The 23,505-nt window shown below is 72.4% G+C and carries 16 protein-coding genes and 1 pseudogene; 10 read left to right on the forward strand and 7 right to left on the reverse strand.

The features are described 5' to 3' along the window. Positions 1–29 precede the first annotated feature (29 nt). Positions 30–3,134, reverse strand: coding sequence for an AfsR/SARP family transcriptional regulator (locus tag E0H26_RS14670; protein ID WP_131304158.1), 3,105 nt, complete (start codon positions 3,132–3,134; stop codon positions 30–32). A gap of 169 nt (positions 3,135–3,303) precedes the next feature. Here E0H26_RS14670 and E0H26_RS14675 point away from each other — a divergent pair, with 169 nt between their 5' ends. Further along, positions 3,304–4,101, forward strand: a complete 798-nt coding sequence (locus E0H26_RS14675) for a hypothetical protein (RefSeq protein WP_131304159.1) — start codon at positions 3,304–3,306, stop codon at positions 4,099–4,101. A 55-nt stretch (positions 4,102–4,156) separates the two neighbouring features. Here E0H26_RS14675 and E0H26_RS14680 read toward each other — a convergent pair whose 3' ends face one another. Together E0H26_RS14680 and E0H26_RS14685 are read right to left on the reverse strand one after the other, a co-directional pair. Next, complete coding sequence (locus E0H26_RS14680; protein WP_131304160.1) at positions 4,157–4,936, reverse strand: ABC transporter permease; 780 nt, start codon at positions 4,934–4,936, stop codon at positions 4,157–4,159. Then, positions 4,933–5,670: an ABC transporter ATP-binding protein gene (locus E0H26_RS14685; RefSeq protein WP_131304161.1), complete on the reverse strand. Its 738-nt coding sequence runs from the start codon at positions 5,668–5,670 to the stop codon at positions 4,933–4,935. Before E0H26_RS14685 ends, E0H26_RS14680 begins: the two co-directional genes overlap by 4 nt. Positions 5,671–5,780: 110 nt before the next feature. Here E0H26_RS14685 and E0H26_RS14690 point away from each other — a divergent pair, with 110 nt between their 5' ends. From E0H26_RS14690 to hpxZ, 8 genes are all read left to right on the forward strand, one after another. After that, complete coding sequence (locus tag E0H26_RS14690; RefSeq protein ID WP_131304163.1) at positions 5,781–6,884, forward strand: sensor histidine kinase; 1,104 nt, start codon at positions 5,781–5,783, stop codon at positions 6,882–6,884. Then, positions 6,881–7,525, forward strand: a complete 645-nt coding sequence (locus tag E0H26_RS14695; protein WP_131304164.1) for a response regulator — start codon at positions 6,881–6,883, stop codon at positions 7,523–7,525. Before E0H26_RS14690 ends, E0H26_RS14695 begins: the two co-directional genes overlap by 4 nt. Before the next feature lie 132 nt (positions 7,526–7,657). Further along, positions 7,658–8,323, forward strand: coding sequence for a GntR family transcriptional regulator (locus tag E0H26_RS14700; RefSeq protein WP_131304166.1), 666 nt, complete (start codon positions 7,658–7,660; stop codon positions 8,321–8,323). Between the two features lie 85 nt (positions 8,324–8,408). Beyond that, on the forward strand, positions 8,409–10,367 hold the full coding sequence (gene atzF, locus E0H26_RS14705; protein ID WP_131304167.1) for an allophanate hydrolase: 1,959 nt from the start codon (positions 8,409–8,411) through the stop codon (positions 10,365–10,367). 49 nt (positions 10,368–10,416) lie between these two features. Then, on the forward strand, positions 10,417–11,106 hold the full coding sequence (gene biuH / locus E0H26_RS14710; RefSeq protein ID WP_131304169.1) for a biuret amidohydrolase: 690 nt from the start codon (positions 10,417–10,419) through the stop codon (positions 11,104–11,106). 8 nt (positions 11,107–11,114) lie between these two features. Then, positions 11,115–11,807, forward strand: coding sequence for a cysteine hydrolase family protein (locus tag E0H26_RS14715; RefSeq protein WP_131304171.1), 693 nt, complete (start codon positions 11,115–11,117; stop codon positions 11,805–11,807). Positions 11,808–11,819: 12 nt separating this feature from the next. Next, a complete protein-coding gene (locus E0H26_RS14720) occupies positions 11,820–13,499 on the forward strand; it encodes a permease family protein (RefSeq protein WP_131304173.1) in 1,680 nt (559 codons plus the stop codon). Between the two features lie 40 nt (positions 13,500–13,539). Further along, positions 13,540–13,926 (forward strand): oxalurate catabolism protein HpxZ, encoded by a 387-nt coding sequence (hpxZ, locus tag E0H26_RS14725; protein ID WP_131304175.1) that lies wholly within the window; start codon positions 13,540–13,542, stop codon positions 13,924–13,926. A gap of 42 nt (positions 13,927–13,968) precedes the next feature. Here hpxZ and E0H26_RS14730 read toward each other — a convergent pair whose 3' ends face one another. From E0H26_RS14730 to E0H26_RS14745, 4 genes are all read right to left on the reverse strand, one after another. Further along, positions 13,969–15,807, reverse strand: a complete 1,839-nt coding sequence (locus tag E0H26_RS14730; protein WP_131304177.1) for a Xaa-Pro dipeptidyl-peptidase — start codon at positions 15,805–15,807, stop codon at positions 13,969–13,971. Between the two features lie 225 nt (positions 15,808–16,032). Further along, a complete protein-coding gene (locus tag E0H26_RS14735) occupies positions 16,033–17,673 on the reverse strand; it encodes a bifunctional 3-(3-hydroxy-phenyl)propionate/3-hydroxycinnamic acid hydroxylase (RefSeq protein ID WP_131304179.1) in 1,641 nt (546 codons plus the stop codon). 109 nt (positions 17,674–17,782) lie between these two features. Further along, positions 17,783–20,953, reverse strand: coding sequence for an ATP-binding protein (locus E0H26_RS14740; protein ID WP_131304181.1), 3,171 nt, complete (start codon positions 20,951–20,953; stop codon positions 17,783–17,785). A 126-nt stretch (positions 20,954–21,079) separates the two neighbouring features. Continuing rightward, a complete protein-coding gene (locus E0H26_RS14745; protein ID WP_131304183.1) occupies positions 21,080–21,760 on the reverse strand; it encodes a DUF305 domain-containing protein in 681 nt (226 codons plus the stop codon). Positions 21,761–22,040: 280 nt separating this feature from the next. Between E0H26_RS14745 and E0H26_RS14750 the strand changes: the two are divergent. After that, a pseudogene (locus tag E0H26_RS14750) lies at positions 22,041–23,426 on the forward strand (LVIVD repeat-containing protein); the annotation flags it as partial. Positions 23,427–23,505 lie beyond the last annotated feature (79 nt).

Genomic DNA, 23,505 nt, shown 5'->3' on the forward strand with positions numbered 1-23,505 from the left:
GCACGTCGCGGGATCGCCGGGGCCGGTCCTCACGCCACCGACCAGGGGCCACCGCGGGCACACAGGTCGTCGCGGGTCCGGGGCGGTACCCCGATCGTGGACATCGCCTCGGTGTAGCGCCGGTACGCCTCGCCCGCCTCGCCGTGCCGGCCGGCGGACAGCAGCGTCCGGATGAACTCGCCGTGCACGCCCTCGTCGCAGGGCTCCATCTCGAGCGCCCGGCCGAGATGGCGGACGCTCTCGTCGACCTCGTGCGCGTGCCGAGCCAGCGCCGCCAGCCGGCGGATCACCTGTAGGTAGCGTCGTCGCGCCTCGTCACGGGTGGCCCGCGACCAGTCGTCGTACGGCTCGTCCTCCAGGAAGTCGCCCTGGTAACGCCGTTCGGCGAGGAGGAGCGTGGCACGCGCGTCGTCGAACTCACCCTGCCCGGCGAGGCGTAGGCCGTGCGCGGACTCGGTGAGGAACTCCTCGACGTCGAGTTCGGCGTGGTCGGTGTCGAGCGCCAGACTGGCGTGCGCCGCGACGACGAAGTGGTCCGTGGCGGCCCGGCGCTCGGGATCGAGGACCGCGCGCAGGGTGGACAGCGCCACGGACAGCCGGTGGCCGACCCGGGCCGGGTCCTGACCGGGCCAGAGCAGCTCACCGAGCTGCTCCCGGGACACCGCTCGACCGCGCCGGGCCGCGAGAATCCGCAGCAGGTCCCGGGCCTTGCGCGACTGCCACGCCGTGGCCGGCACCGGCGCGCCGTTCACTACCAGCTCGAACCGGCCGAGCGTACGGATCCGGATCCGGGCCACGTCGTGCGTCCGCCCGGTGGCCGGCACCGGCACGCCGGCCGCCACCAACCGCTCGGCGGCCAGCCGGGCGGCGAGACGCTCCGCCGGATCCGCGCCCGACCGCCGGCCCAGCAGCACCGCCACCCGGTCGGCCGCCACCCGCGACCCGATGTCGCGCAGGATCGCCAGCGCTTCCCGCCAGGCGTGCCCGGCGGCCTGCGCGTCGCCGCTCGCGGCACCGTGCAGTTCCAACGCCTCGGCCAGCGCCGCCCGGTCGCGATGTCGCCGGGCCGCCTCGGCGGCCGTCGCCGCGACCTCGGCCGCCCGCTGCCGGTGCCCGGTCTCCAAGCAAACCCAGCCGAGTGCCAGCCGGGCGATGGCCGAATCCGGTCCGCGTTCCAGCTCGACCGCGCGTCGGGCCAGGGCGGACGCCGTGGCGGCGTCCTCGCCGGCCAACACCCGGGCCAGACCGGCGAGCGCCGGCACCTGGGCCTGTAGGTCGGCGACCGGCTCGCTGGCCCGCAACGCCTCCTCGTACGCCGCCCGGGCCAGCGTGGCGCGGCCCCGTAACGCGTGGACCTCCCCGACTCCCAGCAGCGCGTACGCGACCTTGCGGGAACCCATCCGTTGCAACAGCGGAACGGCATGCTCGTAGCACCCCATCGCCTCGTCCAACCGGCCCAGCCGGAAGTACGCGGTGCCCTCGTTGCACAGCGCCAGGGCGAGCATCGCGGCGTACCCGTTGGCCTGGGCCAGCTCCACCGCCGGCCGCAGCTCGGCCAGGGCCTGGTCGTAATGACCCTCACCCACCAGCGCGGACGCCCGGTTCGCGCGGATGCGGGTCACCTGCACGGTGTCCCGCGCGGACTCGGCGGCCCGCAGTGCCTTCTCGTGATGCGCGTCGGCGCCCGGCCGGTCACCGCGCAGTTTGGCCGCCAGGGCGAGCGCGGCGTGCGCCACGGCGAGCGCGTCGTCCCCGCCCACCGCCGTCGCCGTGGCCAGTGCCTGCCGGGCGTGGTCCGCGCAGGCGGTGGCGTCTCCACTCGTCCAGTAGGCCGCCGCGCTCCAGGAAAGCAGCCGCACGTTGTCGATGGACGGGTGCGGGTCGAGCCGCCCCCGCCGGAAGATGTCGACGGCGCACCGGGGCTCACCACGCAGGTAGTGCACCAGGCCGTACCGCCAGGCCAGGCCGGCGGCGAGGCGCTCCTGCCGCCCGGCCAACCCGGCGTACCCGGTGATCGCGGCATCGAAGTCGCCGAGGATCTGCGACGCCTCGCCGTGTAACAGGCGCAGGTCGTCGCTGCGGGCCGGTTCGGGCAGCGAACGGTACGCCGCGACGACGTCCTCGGCGCCGCCCGAGGTGAGCATCCCGGGACCGTGGTCGGTGAGCAGCCGGGCGGTCTGCTCGGCGGCGGCGGCCCGGGCGTACGACCTCAGCGCGGGCACCGGGCAGCCGCGCTCGGCGTACCAGGGTGCGGCCCTCGCATGCAGGCGGGTCACCTCTGCGGTGGACAGCGGGCGCCACCGGCGGAACACCTCGGCGACGACCGGCACCACCTGGTACCGCTGCCCGTCCCCGCCCAGCGGACGCAGCAGGCCGGCACGGACCGCCCGGCCCAGCAGCGCCCGGCCCCGCCGGTGCCCGAGCAACTGACACAGGTCGGGATGCACCGGATCGAGATGCACCACGTCGCTCAGCAACCGGCGCAGCTCCGCCGGCAGTTCGGCGAACACCTCCCGCACCAGGTACGACTCCAGCGGGGTACCCGGACCGGCGAGGTCCGTCCCGTCGGTGCCGCTGACGCTGGCCGTCTTCGCCGCCAGGGCGACCAACGCCGGCCACCCGCCGGTGACCGCGTGGAGACGGGTGGCGAGCGCCCGGTCGGCCATGCCGTGGTCGGCGAGGACCGCCACCACCTGCTCGGGCGAGAGCGCCAACTGCGCCGGCCCATGCTCGGCCACGAGTCCCGCCTGTTGCCGTCCGACCGCTGCCGGCGGATGCCGGGTCAGCACCACCATCCGCAGCCGGCGGGGCAGCAACTCCACGACCGCCAGTAGCGCCTGCGTCTGCCGCTGCGACAAGCTCGGCACGTCGTCCAGCACGAGCCAGCCCGGTGCGCTGCCGGGCAGTTCCGCGCCCCATCGCGCGGCCAACGCGGCAATGTGCTCAGGACCGTCGGTCGCCAGCTCCACCGCCTCCGCGCCGTCACACCAGCGCGCCGCGCGGTCACGCAACCAGCCGCGTACGGCGAACGTCTTGCCGTAGCCGGCGGCGGCGACGACGAAGGCGCACCGCCGGCTCAGCACCCGATCCTCCGCCACCCCCATCTGACGCCCCTCCGATCGCGGTTGGTCCATGTTCTATTTGGCTCCTCGCCGGCCGTGCTGAACACGCCAGCGTCGCTGTTGCGACAGCAAGCGGATCGATGTCTTTGACGCCACTTTGACGGCGCCCTGAGCCCACTCGCCGACGATTGCCGGGTCCGCGGCCGTGGGGCCGCGAATTCATCGCACCAAGGGGGGTGTCATGACGAGACTGCTGTCGGGACGCGCACTGCTGGCCGCGCTGGTCGTCCTGCCGATGCTGGCCACCGCAGCGCCAGCGAGTGCCGCCGACGCGCTGCGGCCGGGGGCCGTCGGCGACGAGCCGGTCGACCGCGAGATCGAGTTGGCGCGGCTGAGCTACCAGAACGGCGTGCGGGTGACGTTCACCCGGGACGCGGAGTCCGGGGACTGGGGCCTGCGGGAGGACGGTCAGGTCGAGCGCAACGCACCGCTGGTCGACGACGACGAGCGGGGCATGCTGGCCGCGTACCTGAGCATCACGCCCGCGTCGGTGCCGGTGCCGCGGGAACTGCTGGCGGAGCCGGCACCGGGCACGCCGACCCCGCCGGAACTGGCGGGCCGCAGCATCGCGTCGTCCCTGGTGGTCGCCGACGACCTGGCCGTGCCTTCGTCGGATGGTACGGCCGCGCGGAAGATCACGAGCTGCTGGGACCTGTACTTCGACCCGTACCACTGGGCCGAGCTGCCCGGGTATCCCGTTCCCGCGTCGGTGCACCACCCGGCGAAGACCTACTACTCGGCCGACTTCGGCGGACGGGCGTTGTACGCGCACAGCTATCTGGCCAACTGCAATGGCGGCAACGCCGCCCGGCACCGGATCTACTACCGGCAGACCGACGGCGACTACGTGAAGCACCACGACTTCTTCGTGCCGTCCTGGACCTGGCAGAAGGTGACGAAGGGCTCGGTGTACCGCTTCCGCGCCGTGCTCTACGACGGCGCGTGGGGCGACACCCGTAACGGCAAGTACACGGGCTGACGGACAGGGACTCCGGCGGGTCGCCGTTCGGGCGACCCGCCGGAGCCGCCCGGCGTCACTCCCAGCGGAACAGCAGGCCCGCGACCACGGCGCCGACGACGACCGTGCCGCCGAGACCGAGCAGGGGTGCGACCTCGACGGAGGTGCCGGCCGAGGCGGCACCGAGGGCCTCGACGGCGGCGCCGAAGGGCAGCCAGCCGCCGATCTCGGCGAGCGGATCGGGCAGCGCGTCGCGCCCGCCGAACATGCCGCCGAGCGCCCCCACGATGAAGAAGATGACCAGACCGATGGCGACGGCGGAGTTCGGGGTGGGCGCCACCGCGGCGACGATCATGCCGGTGGCGTACATCGCCGCCATCGTCAGGCCGAGCACGCCGAGCGCGGTCGCGACGTGGGCGGGTGGGTTGGCGCCGAACACCACGTACGCGACGACGAGCGCACCCGTGATGCCGATGATCGTCTGAACGAGCCCGACGATCGCCTGCGCGGTGAGGACCATCGCCGGTGACGCGGGCGTGACCGCGAGCCGGCGCAGGATCCCGCTGCGCCGGTAGTAGGCGAGGAAGCTCGGCATGTTGACGATGCCGATCATGGCGACGACCATGGTGAGCACGATCGGGAGGACGAACACGTCCAGCGCCGTGCGTCCGTTCACGACCACCTGGTCGGTCGCCGAGGAGGCGCTGGTCAGCAGGATCAGCAGCGGCAGGCCCAGCGGGACGACCAGTCCGGCGGTGTCCCGCATGACCATCTTCGCCTCACAACCGACGAGGGTGAGCAGCGACCGCACCCCGGGGCGGTGCGCCGCGACGAGAGTTCCGTGCGCTTCGGTCATGCCGAGACCTCCAGGCTCTTACCGGTCAACGCGACGAACGCGTCGTCGAGGCTTTCCGCGCCCGCCCGGGCGACGAGACCGGCGGGGGTGTCGAGCGCGAGGACCCGGCCGCTGTCGATGACGGCGACCCGGTCACAGAGCCGTTCGACCTCCTCCATCGCGTGACTGACCAGCAGGACGGTGACACCGTCCGCCTTGAGCCGCGCGATCGTGTCCCACATGCGCCGCCGGGCGGCCGGATCCAGGCCGGTGGTCAGCTCGTCGAGGATCACGACGCGCGGTCGCCCGGCGAGGGCGAGGGCGATGGACAGCCGCTGCTTCTGGCCACCGGAGAGCTTCTCGAAGATGGTCCGGCGCTGATCGGTCAGATCGACCATGTCCAGCAGTTCGTCGGTCGACCGGGGGGCGGGGTAGAAGCTGCGGTACAGCTCGACCAGCTCCACGACGCGCAGGGCGTGGTGCAGGTAGGCGTCCTGTAGCTGGACGCCGAGCACCTGTCGCAGCCGGGCCCGGTCGCGGCGGGGATCGAGACCGAGCACCCGGATCCGCCCCCGGTCGGGTGCCCGTAATCCGGCGATCATCTCGACGGTGGTCGTCTTCCCGGCACCGTTGGTGCCGAGGACGCCCATCGTTTCGCCGTTGTCGACCCGCAGGCTCACATCGGCGACCGCCCTGGTTCGGCGGTAGCTCTTGGCGAGGTTCTCGGCGAGGATGGCCGGCTCGGAACTGGTCATGTCCCGACGCTACGGCCGTCGCCGCCTCGAATCCTGTGCCAGAAGTCAGCACCGGTGGCCATGACTTCCGGCACGGGTTAACCAGCCCGGACCCGACCTACAGTGGGCTCATGCGACGTGTCGGCACGGAGGAGTGGTCCGGCCTCGCCATGCTCGTGGTGGCGGTCGGCGTCGCCGTCCCCGGCCTGTTCGGCGCCGTCGCGCTGGTGATCCCGCAGGGCTGGTGGATCGCCCTGTTCGTCCTGTTCCTGCTCGCACTGCTCGCCTCGGTTGCCGCGCCCGCGTCGGGTCGGTTGCGCCATGTGGCGTTCGGGCTGGCCGTCGTCGCCTCCTGGTCGCTCGTGCTCACCGCGCGGCACCCGGGGCTGCTGCCGGTCCTGCTGGTCCTCACCGCGGCGGTGAGCGTCTACCTGATCCCGCTGTACGCGGGCCTGGTCGTCGTCGGTCTCAACACGGTGGTGATCGCCACCGTCGCGGTGTCGGCGGCGACCGCGTCGGTGGAGCTGACCCTGACCGTGGGCTTCTACCTGCTCATCCAGCTGGCCTCGCTGCTCAGCTCGATCACCCTGCTGCGCGAACAGCGGATGCGCCGTGAACTGGCGGTGGCGCACGTCGAGCTGAAGGCCGCCGGTCTCCGGCTCTCCGAGTCGGCCCGGACCGAGGAACGCCTGAGGATCTCCCGCGAGCTGCACGACCTGATCGGTCACCAACTGACCGTGCTGACCCTGGAACTGGAGACCGCCCGGCACCTCGACGGCGCGGCGGCGCGGCGGCACGTGGAGCGCGCCGACCAGGTCGCCCGGGAACTGCTCGGCGACGTACGCAGCACCGTCGGGCAGCTGAGAACCGAGACTCCCGATCTCGAACAGGCACTCCGTCGGATGGCCCGCGACCTGCCGGGCCTCGACGTGTCGATCGACGTCTCGTCCGGGGTGCGGGTGGACGAGGAGCGCGGCGCGGTGTTCGTCCGCGCGGCCCAGGAGATCATCACGAACACGATCCGGCACGCCGAGGCGGGTGAGCTGCGCATCTCGGTCACCGCCGACGAGACCGGAACCATCCTCGACGCCCGCGACGACGGGCGCGGCGCGCGGAACCCGGTGTTCGGCAACGGGCTGCGCGGCCTGCGGGAACGATTCCAGGCCCTCGGCGGAGACCTGGCCGTCGACGGTGCGGCAGGATTTCGGGTGACCGCCCGGGTGCCCGCGGCATGACCCGCGTGGTGGTCGTCGACGACCAGACCCTCATCCGGCAGGGCATCCGTGGGCTGCTCGAAGTCGCCGACATCGACGTCGTCGGCGAGGCCGACGACGGTCGGGCCGCCCTCGCGGTCATCGCGCGGACCACCCCCGACGTGATCCTGCTCGACCTGCGGATGCCCCGCTTCGACGGCATCTGGACGATCGAGCAGCTACGCGCCGCCGACATCGACATCCCGGTGCTGGTGCTGACCACGTTCGACGACGACGCGCTCGTGCTGGGCGCCCTCCGCGCGGGGGCCCGCGGCTACCTCCTCAAGGACGTGACGCTGGCACAGCTCACCCGGGCCATCCACACCCTCGCCGAGGGCGGCACGCTGATCGCTCCGTCGATCACCGACCGGATGCTCCGGGCGATCCGGTCCGGCCCGTCGCCGGCCGGACCGGACGCGCCCGCCGTGCAGCACCTCACCGAACGCGAGCAGGAGGTGCTGCGGCTGGTCGCGCACGGCTACAGCAACCGGGAGATCGCCGGCATCCTCTTCCTCGCCGAGGGCACCGTCAAGAACCACGTCTCCACGATCCTCACCAAGCTCGGCGCCCGAGACCGCACGAACGCGGTCCTCCGCGCCCTGCACGAGGGCATCCTCCACTGACACCCCACACGCCCGCACCAGGCGAGGCGTGGTGTCGGCGGTGTGGCGGAATCCCGACCATCCCGACCCCGCCATTTCGCCGAAACGGAGTTGATCAAATCGGCGTCGGCGGGGCCTGGCAGACTCGTCGGGGTGAACGAGGTGGCCGCGTCGCCGGTGGACGGTGAGTTGGAGAGCGTCAGTCTGGTGGACCTCGCGGTCTCCCGGCTGACCCGGGAGATCCTCAGCGGCCGGAGTGACCCGGGTGAGCGCCTGGTGGAGGAGCAGCTCACCCGGCGGCTCGGGATCAGCCGGGCGCCGCTGCGGGAGGCGCTGCGCTTGCTGGCCCAGCGAGGGCTGGTCGAACACATTCCCCGGCGGGGGGTCCGGGTCGCCACGCTCTCCGACCGGGACGTACGGGAGCTGTACGAGCTGCGTGACGTGCTGGAGCGGTTCGCGGTGCGGTCGGCCGTCCCGGTGCGGGGGGAACGCGACCTGGCCGGGCTGCGGGCGGCGCTGGACCAGATGCGGGAGGCGACCCGGGCCGGGGACCGGCTGGCGGTCGCCGAGGCGCACCGGGCGTTCCACGTGGCGCTGGTGGCGCTCGCCGGCAACCGGCAGCTCTCCACGGTGTACGACTCGATTCTGGTGAAATTGCAGCTCTACATGGCGATCAACCTGCGCCGCGAGGCGGAGGCGGCGCAGCCGCTGGACGGGGTGCAGCGGCACGAGCGGCTGTTCGAGGCCGTTGCCGGGGGAGACCCGGAGGCGGTCCTGGCCACCCTCTCCGGGCACGGGGCACGCTCGTACCTCGGGTAGCGGGGGCGACCGGTTCCGAGTCGGCGTCATGTCGTCGTTACATTTCGCGCCGGTCGCCGTAACCGAACTGTCGACAATCGACAGTATGCCAGAGCGGATCGGGTCGGTCTCGGAGTTGCGGACGGCGTACCTGCGTGCGGAATTCACCCCCATCGAGCTGGTCGAACGCGTCCTGGCCGGGATGCCCGAACAGGATGGTGGACCGGTTTGGATCAGCACCGTGCCGGCCGACCGGCTGCGTGCCCGGGCCGCGTCGCTGATGGCCGACGGTGACGCCGGGGCACTGCCGCTGTACGGGATCCCGTTCGCGGTCAAGGACAACATCGACGCCGCCGGCCTGCCCACCACCGCCGGCTGTCCCGACTTCGGATACCAGGCCAGCACCGACGCGCCGGTGGTGCGTCGGCTGCTCGACGCCGGTGCCCTGCTCGTCGGCAAGACCAACCTCGACCAGTTCGCCACCGGCCTGACCGGGGCCCGCTCGCCGTACGGCAGCTGCGAGAGCGTCTTCGGAGGCGGGCTCATCTCCGGCGGTTCCAGCTCCGGCTCGGCGGTCGCGGTCGCCGCCGGCCAGGTCGCCTTCGCCCTGGGTACGGACACCGCCGGCTCCGGTCGGGTACCGGCCGCGTTCAACGGCATCGTCGGCCTCAAGCCCACCCGGGGTCTGCTCAGCACGGCCGGTGTGGTGCCGGCCTGCCGGTCACTGGACTGCGTCTCGATCTTCGCCCCGAATGTCGGTGACGCCGTGGACGTACTGCACGCCGCCCGGGGCGTCTCGGCGGCCGACCCGTGGGGACGGCCGCTGCCGGTGGAGCGGGTGCCGGCCCGTACGCCGGGGACGCTGCGCCTCGGGGTGCCCCGCGCCGAAGACCTCGAATTCTTCGGCGACGCCGGGCAGTCGGTCCGGTTCGCCGCCGGTGTGCAGCGCCTGGGTGCCCTGGTCGAGGGCGCCCGATCGGTGTCGCTCGGCGCCTTCATCGAGGCGGGGGAGTTGCTCTATCACGGGCCCTGGGTGGCCGAGCGGCTCACCGGGCTGGACGGTTTCCTCCGGGAGCACCCGGAGTCCGTTCTCCCGGTCACCCGCACCGTGCTGGAGACCGGCCGGCGCCACGACGCGATCGACGCCTTCCGGGGCCAGCACCGCCTGCGTGCCCTGCGTGCCCAGGTCGACCAGCTCTGGCAGGAGATCGACGTGCTGGTCGTGCCCACCGTCGGTACGACGTTCACGCTCGCCGAGATCGCCGAGGATCCGATCGGGCGCAATGCCATGCTCGGCCGCTACACCCAGTTCACGAACCTGCTCGACCTCGCTGCGGTGACCATCCCCAACGGATTCACCGCCGCCGGCCGGCCGGCGAGCCTGACCCTGGTCGGCCCGGCGTTCAGCGACACCACCCTGGCCCGGCTCGCCGCCGAGTTCACCGCCGCCACCGCCGCCACCGCCACCGCCGCCCCCGCCACCGCCGCCGCCTCCGCCACCGAGCCGGCGGGCGCTCCCGCCAGGACCGATCTGGCCGCCACCACCGCCGGGCACGAGCCGGCCCGCGCTGCCACCGCCGGGAACGAGCGGGCCGGCACCGGGGCGGATCGGGTCACTGCGGGCAGTCGGGCCGGGCAGCCCGCCGCGTATCCGGCCGAGGTGCTGGTCGCGGTCGTCGGGCGGCACCTCTCCGGCGAGTCGCGCAACGCCGAGCTGACCGATCGCGGCGCAGTGCTCGTCGAGGCCACCCGGACGGCCCCACGTTATCGGCTCTACCGCCTGCCCAGCTCGGACGGTGACGGACTGCCCGGCCTGCTGCGCGTCGCCGAGTCGACGCCGGACGGCCGGTCGATCGAGGTGGAGCTCTGGCGGCTGCCGGTCACCGCCGTCGGTGGGCTGCTGGCCGGTGTGCCGGCGCCGCTCTCGCTCGGCTGGATCCGGCTCGGTGACGGGCGGCAGGTGCTCGGCTTCCTCTGCGAGGCGTACGCGGTCGGGGCCGACGCGGAGGACATCAGCGCGGCCGGTGGCTGGCGTGCCTACCGCCGGTCCGTCGCTCGACGCTGACCGCACGACAAGAAAGCACCGCAGGTGACGATCAGGAGGAGGGGAGAGGATGGGCAGGATCGGACCGGTAACGGCGGCCCCCTACCCGTGGCCGTACGACGGTGCGGCCGACACCGCACACACCGCGCTGCTCTGCATCGACTGGCAGACCGACTTCTGCGGTCCGGGCGGCTATGTCGACGCGATGGGCTACGACATCGGCCTCACCCGGGCCGGCCTGCCGGCCACCGCCCGGCTGCTGGCGCACGCCCGTGCCCTCGGGATGCTGGTCGTGCACACCCGTGAGGGACACGATCCCGACCTGTCCGACCTGCCGGCGAACAAGCGCTGGCGCTCGGCCCAGATCGGCGCCGAGATCGGCGCGCCCGGACCATGCGGCCGGATCCTGGTCAAGGGCGAGCCGGGCTGGGAGATCGTGCCCGAGGTGGCTCCCGCCCCCGGCGAGGTGATCATCGACAAGCCGGGCAAGGGTGCCTTCTACGCCACCAATCTCGACCTGGTGCTGCGGACCCGGGGCATCACCCACCTGATCCTCACCGGCATCACCACCGACGTGTGCGTGCACACCACCATGCGTGAAGCGAACGACCGGGGCTACGAGTGCCTGATCCTCGCCGACTGCACCGGCGCCACCGACAAGGGCAACCATGACGCGGCGTTGCACATGGTGACCATGCAGGGCGGCGTCTTCGGCTGCGTCGCCACCTCCGACGACGTCATCGCCGCCACGACACAGTGAGGTGACGAATGTTGACCATCGCCGCCGCGCGGCCCGCCGCGTACTCCTTCGACCTCTCGACCACCGCGCTGCTGGTCATCGACATGCAGCGGGACTTCCTGGAACCCGGCGGGTTCGGTGCGAGCCTGGGCAACGACGTCGAGCAGCTACGCCGGACCATCACACCCCTGGCGGCGCTGCTGGCCGGCGCCCGCGCGGCGGGCCTGACCGTCGTGCACACCCGCGAGGGACACCTGCCCGACCTGTCCGACTGCCCACCGGCCAAACTCCACCGGGGCGCACCGAGCCTGCGCATCGGTGACGCCGGGCCCAACGGCCGGATCCTGATCCGGGGCGAGTACGGCCACGACATCGTCGACGAACTGGCACCGCTGCCCGGCGAGCCGGTCATCGACAAACCCGGCAAGGGCGCCTTCTACGCCACCGGACTCGACGCCCTGCTCACCGAACGGAACATCCACAGCCTCCTGGTCACCGGCGTCACCACCGAAGTGTGCGTGCACACCACCGTCCGGGAGGCCAACGATCGCGGGTACGAGTGCCTCGTGCTCGCCGACTGCGTCGGGTCCTACTTTCCCGAGTTCCAGCGGGTCGGACTCGACATGATCGCCGCCCAGGGCGGCATCTTCGGATGGGTCGCCGAGTCGACGGACGTCCTCGCCGTGCTGCCCTCCACACCCGTGTTGCAGCCCTCCTCCTGACCGGGAGCAGTCATGGTCTCCACCAGGTCCACCGCCGTCGGGCTCCCGTACTGGGTGCGCGGCGACACCAACGCGTTCTTCGGCTTCGGCGTCAACGTACTGGTCAACGTGCTCACCCTGACCGGGCTCTGCGTCTTCGTGGTGAACCTTCCCGAGCGGGAGGTGTTCGGCACGATCCTGCCGGCGCTCGGCATCGCCCTGGTCGCCGGGAACATCTACTACACCTACCTGGCCCGGCGGCTGGCGCGTCGGGAGAACCGCACCGACGTGACCGCCCTGCCGTACGGGCCGAGCGTGCCACACATGTTCATCGTCGTGTTCGTCATCATGCTGCCGATCTTCCTGCGCACCGGCGACCCGGTGCGCGCCTGGGAGGCCGGGCTGGCCTGGGCGTTCATCATCGGCGTGATCGTGCTGATCGGCGCCTTCGTCGGGCCGTACATCCGCCGGTACACGCCCCGGGCGGCGCTGCTCGGCACCCTCGCCGGCATCTCCATCACCTTCATCTCGATGAACCCGGCCGGCCAGATGTGGCGCCTGGCCTGGATCGCCCTGCCGGTCCTCGCGCTCCTGCTGATCGGCCTGCTCACCGACGTGAAACTGCCGTTCAACTTCCCGATCGGGCTGGCCGCGCTGCTGCTGGGTACGGCGATCGGCTGGCTCGGTGGTGCGATGTCGGTGCCGGACGTCACGTCGGCGGCGCGGGACATCGCGTTCGCCTTCCCCACCCTGCAACTCGACCTGTTGCTGCGCGGCCTGTCCGACATGGCGCCGCTGCTGGCCACCGCCATCCCGCTCGGCGTCTACAACTTCACCGAGGCGATGACCAACGTGGAGAGCGCGGCCACCGCCGGCGACAACTACAACCTGCGCAGTGTCCTGCTCGCCGACGGTGCGGGCGCGGTGATCGGCTCGGCCCTCGGCTCACCGTTCCCGCCGGCCGTCTACGTCGGCCACCCCGGCTGGAAGGCCGCCGGTGGGCGGACCGGCTACTCGATGGCGACCGGTGTGGTCATCGCCCTGCTCTGCTTCCTGGGCATGTTCTCGCTGCTCGGCGCGATCTTCCCGACCGCGGCGATCGTGCCGATCCTGCTCTACATCGGGCTGCTGATCGGCGCCCAGGCGTTCCAGGCGACACCGCGAGCACACGCCGCGGCGGTGGTGGCGGCGCTGATCCCCAACATCGCCGCCTGGGCGACCGGGCAGATGAACAACGCCCTCGCGGCGGCCGGTACCAGCGCGGCCGAGGTCGGCGACGAGGCCCTCGCCGGAGCCGGGGTGGTCTACGACGGCCTGCGCATTCTCGGCGAGGGGGCCATTCTCGCCGGTCTGGTACTCGGTGCCATCGTCGCGTTCATCATCGACAAACGCTTCCTCCACGCGGCGGCCTTCGCCGCAGCCGGCGCCGTGCTCTGCTTCATCGGCCTGATCCACGGCGAGGAGGTCCAGTGGAACGCCAACGGGCAGGTGGCGCTCGGCTACCTCTTCGTGGCGGTGATCTGCGCGATCTTCGCGCTCGGCAAGTACCCGCCCCGGGTGCCCGCGCCCGAGGAGATCGAACTGGACCGCCTGCACGGCGGCCCGGCCCCGGCCGATCCGAACCCGACGGACTCCGTACCGGCCGATTCTGGCGCGACCTCGGCCACCGACCCGGCGGACGGCGGCAAACGTGAGCCGGCGGTGAGCGGCTGAACCTCCTGATCCCGCCGGGCAGCCAGAAAGGACGGCACGCATGGAGATCGACCGGCCGGAGGTGGTCGCCGAGGTGACGGCGGCCTTCGCCGACTACGAGCAGGCGTTGGTCGACGGGGACCCGGACCGGATCTGTGGCTACTTCTGGGACTCCGACCGGACCGTACGCTTCGGCATCGCCGACCACCAGTACGGGCTGGACGAGCAGCGCAAGTGGCGGGCCGCGCAGCCGCCGCTGCCACCCGGACGCCGGCTGGTCGACCCGGTGGTCACCACCTTCGGCGCGGACCTCGCGGTGGTCACCACCCGATTCGGCTACGCCGGCACCGCCACCACCGGCCGACAGACCCAGACCTGGGTACGCCTGCCGGCCGGCTGGCGCATCGTCACCGCCCACGTCTCCGAGCCGGCGGGCGGAGCCGACTGAGCGCCGGCCGGTGCCGATCGCACCGGCCGGCGCCCCTCGGGCTCAGAAGCCGAGTGCGCTGCGTCCACCCACCACGGGCAGGCGCAGCTCACTGTGCTGGGGAGCGACCCGCAGCTCGGTGCCGCCCAACGGCAGCAGGGTGTGTGCCTGGTCGGTGGAGAAGACGACCACGCCGATCCGGTGCCCCGCCGGGAAGACGTAGTCCTTCGGCTGGAGAGTCCACCGCAGGTCGTACAGCTTGCCCTGCTTCAACGGCTGGGTGCGGGCCGGGCTGGTGCGGTTCTGCGGGTCCATCCAGCCCCGGGTCACCACCGTCGGCGCGCCGGTCGAGCCGACCGGCCCGTAGTCGACCAGGTACGCGGTGAGGTTCGCGTCGGGCTTGTTCTCGATCGCCATCCGCAGGCGCATCTCGGCGCGCCCGGAGATGCGTACGTCCTGGGTCAGCTCGGGGGTGCGGTAGACCAGCCGGTGCGGGTTCGCCGCGTCCGGCCCGGCCACCAGGGCGTTCGGGTGGATGTCGCGTCCCTCGTCGACGAAGGTCTGCTCGACCTTGGCCTTCGGCGGCTTGCCGGAGCTGAGCGTGCCCGGGCCGGTCGCGTCGGTCGCGCCCAGCGCCAGCGCGACGGTACGGGTGGCCGCATCCGGCCAGGTGCGGTAGGTGGTGTAGCTGCGGTCCTCCCGCTGGAGCACCGCCGTGGGCTCGTCCATGATGCCGTTGCCGACATTCCACAGCCAGTAGTCGAACCAGCGGTTCTCGGTCTGCTTGTACGTCCAGGTCTGGCCGCCGGGCAGCGTCACCGAGGCGGTGTTGCCCGCTCCGCTGTGTCCACCCTGGTGCAGCCAGAGCTTGCGCGGCACGTCGCGCTTGGCCAGCTCGTCCCACCAGCCGGCGAACTGCTCGGTGCGGACGTTCCAGTCGTTGAGGCCGTGCACCACGAAGACGCTCGCCTTGACCTTCCGCGCGTCGAGGTAGTCACGGTCCTGCCAGAACGTCGAGTAGTCGCCGGTGACGCGGTCCTGCCGGCCGGTCAGCTCGGCGATCTCGTCGGCACAGGGCCCCTCGGCGCGGGCCCGGCCGGCGGTGTACTGGGCCAGGATGTCGACGTCCTCGCCCTGGTAGCCGCCGGGCGCGACGACCAGACCGTTGGCCCGGTAGTAGTCGTACCAGCTGCTGATCGCGGCCACCGGCACGATGGTCTTGAGTCCGTCGACGCCGGTGGTGGCCACCTGGTTGGGCAGGGTGCCGTTGTAGGAGACCCCGGTCATGCCGACCGCGCCGGTGCTCCAGTCGGCGGTGATCGGCGCGCCGTTGGCGTCGTAACCCTTCGCCCGACCGTTGAGCCAGTCGATGACCGCCTTGGTGCCCAGCGTCTCGGCCTGGTCGCCGCTGGTCGGGCAGCCGTCGGAGTCGCCGGTGCCGACGCTCTGGCCGAGCACCACCGCGTACCCGCGCGGCACGTAGTAGTCGTCCAGCTGACCGGGCAGGTTGGCCTTGGCCACCGCCCGCTGGACCGTCACCTCGGCCGTCCGCCGGGTGGACGGGTGGGTCACCTGGTTCTGCGGCAGCTCGTCGACCAGCACGCTCGGGTACGGCACGCTGCCCCAGGTGCCCTTGCGGTACGGGCTGTGCTCGAAGATGACCGGCACCTTGAAGCCGTCGGTGGCGGTCTCCCGGGGCCGGGAGATGTCGATCGCCACCCGGTCGAGACGACCGTCGCCGTCGGTGTCCACCGGCGTTTCCACGTACACCCGTTCCTCGATCGCGTCGGCGAGCGAGAAGACCGGCTGGGTCATGCCGTCACTGACCACGATGCCCGGTGTGCTGGCGGGTGTGGGCTGCGCGGAGACCGGACTGGCGCTCAGCACCAGCGCCCCGGTCACGCCGACGCCCAAGAGGGCTAGATGGGGGGTTCGACGCACGTGTGGTGTCCCTTCGCTCGGCTGGTGGCCGGAGTCGACCAGGAGTGGATGAAGTTCGATGATCCACATGCTAGCCCTGGCCACCCCTCCGGCGGCACCCCCGCGTAGCCCGCCCGGCCAGGCCGGATCCCGGCAGCGACGGCGCTGTCGGAATCCCACCCGGCCGGGGAGGTCCGCTTCGGACGGTCAGACCGGCGACGGTTGACCGGTGGACTCGGGCGCACCGAGCGCCGCCGCCAACCGGCCCACCGCCGCCGGGTCCCCGGCACCGCCGAGCGCGAAGACGAAGCGGTCCGGTCGCAGGACGACCGCCTCGCACCGGTTCCGGTACAGCCAGGCGGTGATCAGCCCGTCGACGTCGACCACGTGCACCCGGTCACCGTCGGGCTCGGCCGGGGGCAGGGTGGCCGGCTCGGTGCCGGCCGGATGCACCACGACGGTACGCACCGGCAGTCCCGACGGTCCCTCGGCCCGGACGGCGGTGCCGAGCACCGCGAAGCCGGCACCGAGCACCTCGTCCAGCAGGACCGGCGTGGCCGACCCGGGCACGGCGACCCGGGGCTGCGGGAACATGGTGCCCACCGCACCGTCGCGCCGCCCACCGGCGAACAGACCCCGGTCGTACGCCGGCAACGGCTTGAACTCGAAGCGCCGCACGAACCGGCGTACCCGGGGCACGGTCTGCGCGGCCCGTAGCGCGGTGTCCCGCAACCACGCCGCGCGACGGCTGCGGGCCAGGAACACCCGCCCGAGCCGGACACTGGTGTCCGCCATCGCCGCGGTGTGCGGGCGCCGTTCGGTCTCGTACGTGTCCAGCAGTGCCGCGCCGGCACCGCCGGAGAGCACCAGGGCGAGCTTCCAGGTCAGGTTCGCCGCGTCCCGCAGTCCACTGCACAGTCCCTGCCCGAGGAACGGCGGCATCTGGTGGGCCGCGTCGCCGAGCAGGAAGACCCGACCTTCCCGCCAGCGCTGCGCGATGAGGTGGTGGAAGGTGTACACCACCGCCCGGGTGACGGTGAACCGCGCCGGGTCGACGTACGGCTCGACCAGCGCGGCGACCCGCTCCGGCCGGGTCATGTCTGCCTCGGTCTCGCCCGGCTGGAGCATGAACTCGGCCCGGTAACTGCCCCGCGAGCCGGGGGAGACGAACGCCGGCCGCCGCCAGTCGCAGACGAAGGTGGTGTGCGCCATCCGGATCGCCTCCGACGCCACGTCCCCGGAGACGGCCAGCCACGGTTCGGCGTAACTCGCCCCGGCCAGCGGGATCCGTACCGCCGCGCGGGTGGTGCTGCGGGCGCCGTCGCAGCCCAGCACGTACCGGGCCCGCACCGGGTACGACTCGTCGGTGGCCACGTCCCGCAGCACCAGGTGCACCCGGTCGTCGTCCTGATCCAGGCTCACCAACTCGGTACCCAGGCGCAGTTCGACGTGGTCGAACCGGTCCAGCCCGCCGCGCAGCGCCTGCTCCAGCAGCGGCTGGTCGAAGAAGTTCAGCGGTGCGTGCCCGAATCCGAAGTCGACCTCCGAGAAGGCGATGGTGGCGAACGTCTGGCCGGCGGCGTTGACGTAGTCGGCCCGCGTCGGCTGGTGCAGGTCGCCGGCGATCCGGTCTAGCAGGCCGATCTGCTGGTAGATCCGCAACGCCTCGTCGTCGCAGGAGAACGCCCGGGGCTGACCGTGCGGCGCGGTACTGCGCTCCACCACCAACGTGCTCACCCCACGCGTGCCGAGCAGGTTCGCGGTCAGTGCGCCGACCGGGCCGCATCCGACCACCACGACGTCGACCTCTGCGGCTGCCGGATGTGGCGCCGGCTGGGCGGGCTTCATGACTGTTCCTCCCACAGGACCGCCCAGGGCGGCGCCCCGGGCTCGGATCTGGCGGTGACCAGCACAGCAGCCGGGTGTGGAGGACGCGTGGAGATGTCGTGGAGGGCGATCAGGCGCCGGCCGGCTCCGGCCCGGGTGCGCCGGCGACCGGCCGGGTCGCTGCCGGCGAAGGGAATCGGGCGAGCAGCAGGCCCGCGCCCTGCTCGGCGGCGAGCCGGGCACCGGCCACCAGCGCGGCCGGATCGTCGCGGGCGACACCGCGTACCCGGTGCAGTTCGGCGGCGAGCACCGACTCGCCCAGCCGGTCCACCACGGCCAGACCCTCCTCGGCCAGCGCCGCCGCGGTGTCGCGGTCACCCGCGGCCAGATACGCCTCGGCCATCCCGCTGAGGGTGACGGTCCGGGTGGCCCGCAGCCCGGGGCGGTAGATCCCCTCGACCGCGGCGCGCATCGCAGGCAGCCGGTCGGGTGCGCCCGCCCGGGCCGCGGCCCACTCCAGGAAGAATCCGCCGGTGGCCACGAAGTGCGGCATGCCGTTGGTCGCGCCGATCTCCCGGCAGCGGGCCGCCGCGGCGCGCACCGTCGGCACGTCCCGCTCCTGCATGCCCATCCAGGCGGCGAACAGTGCCGCGTTGGCCCGGCCGTACGGGTCGTCCAGCTCCTCGGCCAGCAGCTCGGCGTCCTGGATGTCCCGCCGGGCGGCGATTCGGTCTCCGCGCAGCGACCTGACCAGGGCTCGGAAGTTGTAGGCGGCCAACACCGGCAGGCGACCCACCTGCCGGCCGAGCAGCCGGCGATCCACCACCCGGAGCCGGTCGATCGCGGCGGTGAGCCGCTGGTCGGCGGCGGGTAGCCGGCCGGTGAAGTAGCCGACCACGCCGAGCAGGTAGTCACCCGCCGCGACGGTCAGGTCCGTACCGTCGGAGTCCGCTCCGACCAACCGCTCGGCCAACTCGGTGCAGCCGGCGAAGTCGGCCTGGTTGGCGGCCAGCTCGCCCAGCGCCCACACCGCCGGGCGCACGTCGGTGGCCGGACCGACCAGCCCGAGCAGGTCCCGAGCGCGGGCGCAGACCTGGTCGACGGCGTCGGCGCCGACGCCCACCGTCATCTGGAGCAGCGCGGCCCGGTGCAGTTGCACGGCGAGTTCGGTGCGGGCCGCCGACGCGGAGCCGACGGCCCTGGCCAGCCGGTGTGCCGCCCGGTCCAGGTGGCCGAGGGCATCCTCGTAGGCGAACCGCCGGGTGGCGTCGTCGGCCGCGGCCAGCGACCACTTCAGCTGCTCCGCGCCGTGGCCGAGCCCGACCGCCTGCCCATAGTGGTGCGCCAACTCGGCCGGGCCGACGGTTCCGGACCGCTCGTAGGCGCCGGCCAGTCGGGCGTGCAGGGCGGCCCGCCGGGGCGGGAGCAACTCGGCGTACGCGACCTCGGCGAACAACGGATGACGGAAGCGCACCGCACCCGGCTCGGCCTCGGTCACCAACTCGGCGGTGTAGGCCCCGGTCAGCGCCTCGGCGACGGTCTCCGCCGGCATCGCGAGGACCTCGGCCATCGTGGTCGCGTCCAGATCGTGGCCGGCGACGCTGAGCAGCGCCAGGCACTCGCGGGCCGGGGCGGGCAGCCCACCGAGCCGCAACCGGACGGTGTCCCGAATGCTCGGTGGCAGGTCCGTACCGGCCGGGTCGGCTCGCGCCCGGAGCAGTTCGGTGATGAAGAACGGGTTGCCGCCGGTCCGGTTCACCAGCCGTGCCACCACCGGCTCGGCCGGTGGGGCACCGGTGTGCTGACGCACCAGGTCGGCCACCGCGTCGGCGGCCAGCCCGGTCAGCCGCAGCTGACCGAAGCCGGGTCCACGGGCCAGTTCGGCCACCGTCGCCACCAGCGCCGCATCGTGTTCGTACGGCCGCAGCGTGGCCAGGACGAGCGCGCGGGTGCCGGCCAGCACCGGGGCCAGGAACCGCAACAGCAGCAACGAGTCCGGGTCGGCGGCGTGCAGGTCGTCCAGGACGACGAGCAGCCCGGCCGGCTCGGCCGCCGCGCGGACCAACTCCGCCACCGCCTCGTACGCCTGGAACCGGGCCGCCGGATCAGGCGCCACCTGGCCCACCGACCCGTCCGGCGGGCCGGCGGTGAACCCGTCGAGCCGTCGAGCCGACCCGCTGGTGGCGGCCCCGGGCAGCGCCGTGAGGGTCCGCATCACCTGCCGCCACAACCAGTACGGCGGCGCCTGCCCGAGGTCGGGACAGTGTCCCCACACCACCGGCACGCCCCGGGCCGTGGCCACGGCGCTGACCGTCGCGGCCAGACTGGTCTTGCCGATGCCCGGTTCGCCCACCACGAGCGCGCTGCGGCCGTGCCGCCGGGTCGCCCCGGTCAACGTCGCCACCAGGTGGGTCAGCTCGGCACCTCGACCGATCAGCGCTCCGGCCGGGTCGCCCGGCACCGCTGGCACGACCGCCGGATTGGCGGCCCCCAGCGTGCTGGCGTCGCCGCTACCCGGGTGGACGGTCGGCGTGCCCGTCGGTCGGGCAACGGCCTGCTCCAGGATCAGCGTGTGCAGCTCACGCAGTTCCGCACCCGGATCGAGCCCGTACTCACCGGCCAGGATCCGGCGTCCCTCGTCGTACGCGGCCAGCGCCTCGGTCTGCCGGCCGGCGCGGTACAACGCCAGCATCAGCTGGGCGCGGGCGGCCTCGCGGACCGGGTTGGCGGCCACGAACTGGCGCAGCTCGGCGAGCACCGTCGCGTGCCGGCCGGCGGCGACGGCCGCGGTGAACCGTCCCTCCTCGGCGATGAGCCGCAACTCGGTCAACCGGGCCACCTCGGGCCGCACCACGGTCAACTCCGTGGCCCCGGTCATCGGCTCACCCCGCCAGAGCCGCAACGCCTCGCCGTAGCCGCGTTCGGCCGTTGCCGGGTCACCGGCCGCGAGCCGGTCCGCCGCCCGCTCCACCAGGCGGCGGAACCGGACCGCGTCGATGTCGTCGGGCTCGACCCGCAGCTCGTAACCCCGGGGTTGGCTGCGCAGGACGCGGGCCGCGGCGCGGGGGGAGCGGTGCGGTTCCACGACCCGGCGCAGCCCGGCCACGTACGTCCGCAGGGTCATCTCGGCGCTGGCCGGCGGCCGGCCGTCCCACAGGGCGTCGATCAGCCAGTCGGTGGCGACGAACCGGTTGGGCCGGAGCAGGAACAGCACCAGCAGCGCTCGCTGTTTGGGCCCGCCGAGCGGCACCACGCGCCCGTCCTGGACCACCTCCGGTGGCCCCAGCACCCGGAACTGCACTCCACCACCATGATGTCCGGCCCGACCTGGCCGGGCCGAGTATGCCAGTCACCGGCAACCAGCCCCGGCAGCGGCGGGGCGACCCGTGGCGTCCTGACCGGACCGGCGCCACCGGCGCCGTCGGCGTTACCGTCCGCCGGCCAGTACCTCGCGCATCCGCTTGATCTCGACGCTCTGTTCGACGGTCACGCTGCTGGCCATCTGGTTGATGATCGGGTCGATGCCGAGTACCAACGTCTCGCCGGCCATGTCGATGGCGCCCTGGTGGTGGTCGGCCATCATGTCGACGAACAGCCGGTCGAAATCGTCGCCGCGGGCGGCGGTGAGCCGGTCGAGCGCCTCGGCCGACTGCATGCCGCCCATGCTGTGCTCGTGGTTGCCGGCGGCGTCGCGGGTCAGGCCCCGGTCGGCCAGCCACGCCTCCAGCATCCGGATCTCCGGTTCCTGGGCCGCGAGGATCCGCTCCGCGATGAGTTTGAGCTGCGGGTTCTCGCCCCGTTCCGGCGCCAGCTTGGCCATCACCAGGGCCTGCTCGTGGTGCGGGATCATCATCGCCACGAAGCGGATGTCGGCGTTGTTGTGCGGTGCCCGCGCCACGGGTGTCATCTCGTTCGCCGGGACGGACTGCGCCGACTCACCGGGGCGCCCGGGCAGCAGCACCGGAGCGGTGGAGTCCGGCAGGCCGGGCAGGTCGATCGGCGTCGGCTCGCTCGCTGTCGCGGCCGGCTTGTCGTCGCCGTCGGGCCACCAGACAACCGCCGCCACGCCGGCGGCCAGTATCGCGAGTACGGCCAGTTCGATCAGCACAAACTTCCGCGATCGCCCGAGAAGCGCTCGGATCCGTACACCTAGCACAACTTGACTCCCGCCATTGCGTTCGAGGTTGGCCGGGATGTTAGCGCGGGCCTGACCTGCGGCGGGAGGGTTGGGGACAGCGAAGAGTTGCTTTGCGCCCCACCTGGTGCAATTTGCACCCGCCAACGTCCGTTCGTGTTGCGAAACCGTGACCACAAGGCCGAGGATCTTCTCGGGGGAACGGGGTTAACCTCCCGCTACCCCTGCTCACCCAGACGAAGGGTGTTCCTACATGTTCAAACCAACCCCACGAGGGAGCCGCCGGCTGGCACTCAGCCTGGCCGCCACAGGCGCCCTTCTGCTCGCGACGGTCGGGGCGGCACCATCCGCCAGCGCCGCCGCGAACACCATCCCGGGTGTCGACGAGATCGTCCACAGCCCGAACCTGACCCAGATCGCGAACGTGCCGAAGTTCGGCGCGTTCGCCAACGAGTCGTCGTACAACTCGGACCTGGCGTTCCAGGGCAACTACGTGTTCGCCGGCAACTACAACGGGTTCAACATCTTCGATGTCAGTGACCCGTCCTCGCCGCAGGTGGTCAGCCAGGTCGTCTGTCCCGGTTCGCAGGGCGACCCGTCGGTCTACGGCGACCTGCTGTTCCTCGCCGTCGACGCGGTTCGCAGCGACGACTCGTGCAACAGCGCGGGCGGCGCGGTGAGCAACCCGGCGCACTGGGAGGGCGTCCGGATCTTCGACATCAGCGACAAGGCGAACCCGCGCTACATCAAGTCGGTCCGTACCGACTGCGGCTCGCACACCCTGACGCTGGCGCCGAGCAAGGACGGCAAGGACGTCTACGTCTACGTCCAGTCGTACGGCCCGCCGGCCAACGGCAGCGGGGCGTACTGCAAGCCGCCGCACGACAAGATCTCCATCATCAAGACGCCGCTGGCCGACCCGACCAGCTCCGCCGTGGTGGCCACGCCGGTGCTCTTCCCGGGCGGGGGCAACACCAACACCAGCGGTTGCCACGACATCACCGTGTACCCGGAGCTGGACCTGGCTGCCGGTGCCTGCATGGGTGACGGCGTGCTGATGGACATCTCCGACCGGACGAACCCGGTGATCCTGAGCGAGGTGCGGGACACGAACTTCGCGTTCTGGCACTCGGCCACGTTCAACAACGCCGGCACCAAGGTGCTCTTCACCGACGAGCTCGGCGGCGGCAGCGGCGCGATCTGCCGGTCCGCGTACCGGACCAACCAGGGCGCGAACGCGATCTACGACATCGTGGGCTCGGGTGCCAGCCGTCAGCTGGTCTTCAAGAGCTACTTCAAGATCCCGCGGGAGAACACCGCCCTCGAGAACTGTGTGGCGCACAACGGCTCGCTGATCCCCGCCATGGGCCGCGACATCATGGTCCAGGCGTGGTACCAGGGCGGCATCTCGGTGATCGACTTCACCGACTCGTCCAACCCGGTCGAGATCGCCTTCTGGGAGCGGGGTCCGCTCTCGGACACCCGTGCCGTCCTCGGCGGGTCCTGGTCGACCTACTGGCACAACGGGTACATCTACTCGAACGACATCCAGAAGGGTCTGGACGTCCTCAAGCTGGATGACCCGCTGACCAACAACGCTCGCGCGATCGCCTTCGACGAGCTGAACGTGCAGACCCAGCCCAGCTACCCGGCCTGCACCACCATCCTGCGGGGCAAGCAGAACGGCAGCCTGACCATCAAGTCCGGCGTCACCTGCA

It is taken from the genome of Micromonospora zingiberis, assembly GCF_004331455.1.
GTDB classification, from domain to species: domain Bacteria; phylum Actinomycetota; class Actinomycetes; order Mycobacteriales; family Micromonosporaceae; genus Micromonospora; species Micromonospora zingiberis.

Coding starts and splice junctions, on each gene's coding strand:
- E0H26_RS14695 (WP_131304164.1), top strand. CDS start 6,881: ATGACCCGCGTGGTGGTCGTCGACGACCAGACCCTCATCCGGCAGGGC.
- E0H26_RS14720 (WP_131304173.1), top strand. CDS start 11,820: ATGGTCTCCACCAGGTCCACCGCCGTCGGGCTCCCGTACTGGGTGCGC.
- E0H26_RS14690 (WP_131304163.1), top strand. CDS start 5,781: ATGCGACGTGTCGGCACGGAGGAGTGGTCCGGCCTCGCCATGCTCGTG.
- E0H26_RS14735 (WP_131304179.1), bottom strand. CDS start 17,673: ATGAAGCCCGCCCAGCCGGCGCCACATCCGGCAGCCGCAGAGGTCGAC.
- biuH (WP_131304169.1), top strand. CDS start 10,417: ATGGGCAGGATCGGACCGGTAACGGCGGCCCCCTACCCGTGGCCGTAC.
- E0H26_RS14670 (WP_131304158.1), bottom strand. CDS start 3,134: ATGGACCAACCGCGATCGGAGGGGCGTCAGATGGGGGTGGCGGAGGAT.
- hpxZ (WP_131304175.1), top strand. CDS start 13,540: ATGGAGATCGACCGGCCGGAGGTGGTCGCCGAGGTGACGGCGGCCTTC.
- E0H26_RS14675 (WP_131304159.1), top strand. CDS start 3,304: ATGACGAGACTGCTGTCGGGACGCGCACTGCTGGCCGCGCTGGTCGTC.
- E0H26_RS14680 (WP_131304160.1), bottom strand. CDS start 4,936: ATGACCGAAGCGCACGGAACTCTCGTCGCGGCGCACCGCCCCGGGGTG.
- atzF (WP_131304167.1), top strand. CDS start 8,409: ATGCCAGAGCGGATCGGGTCGGTCTCGGAGTTGCGGACGGCGTACCTG.
- E0H26_RS14685 (WP_131304161.1), bottom strand. CDS start 5,670: ATGACCAGTTCCGAGCCGGCCATCCTCGCCGAGAACCTCGCCAAGAGC.
- E0H26_RS14715 (WP_131304171.1), top strand. CDS start 11,115: ATGTTGACCATCGCCGCCGCGCGGCCCGCCGCGTACTCCTTCGACCTC.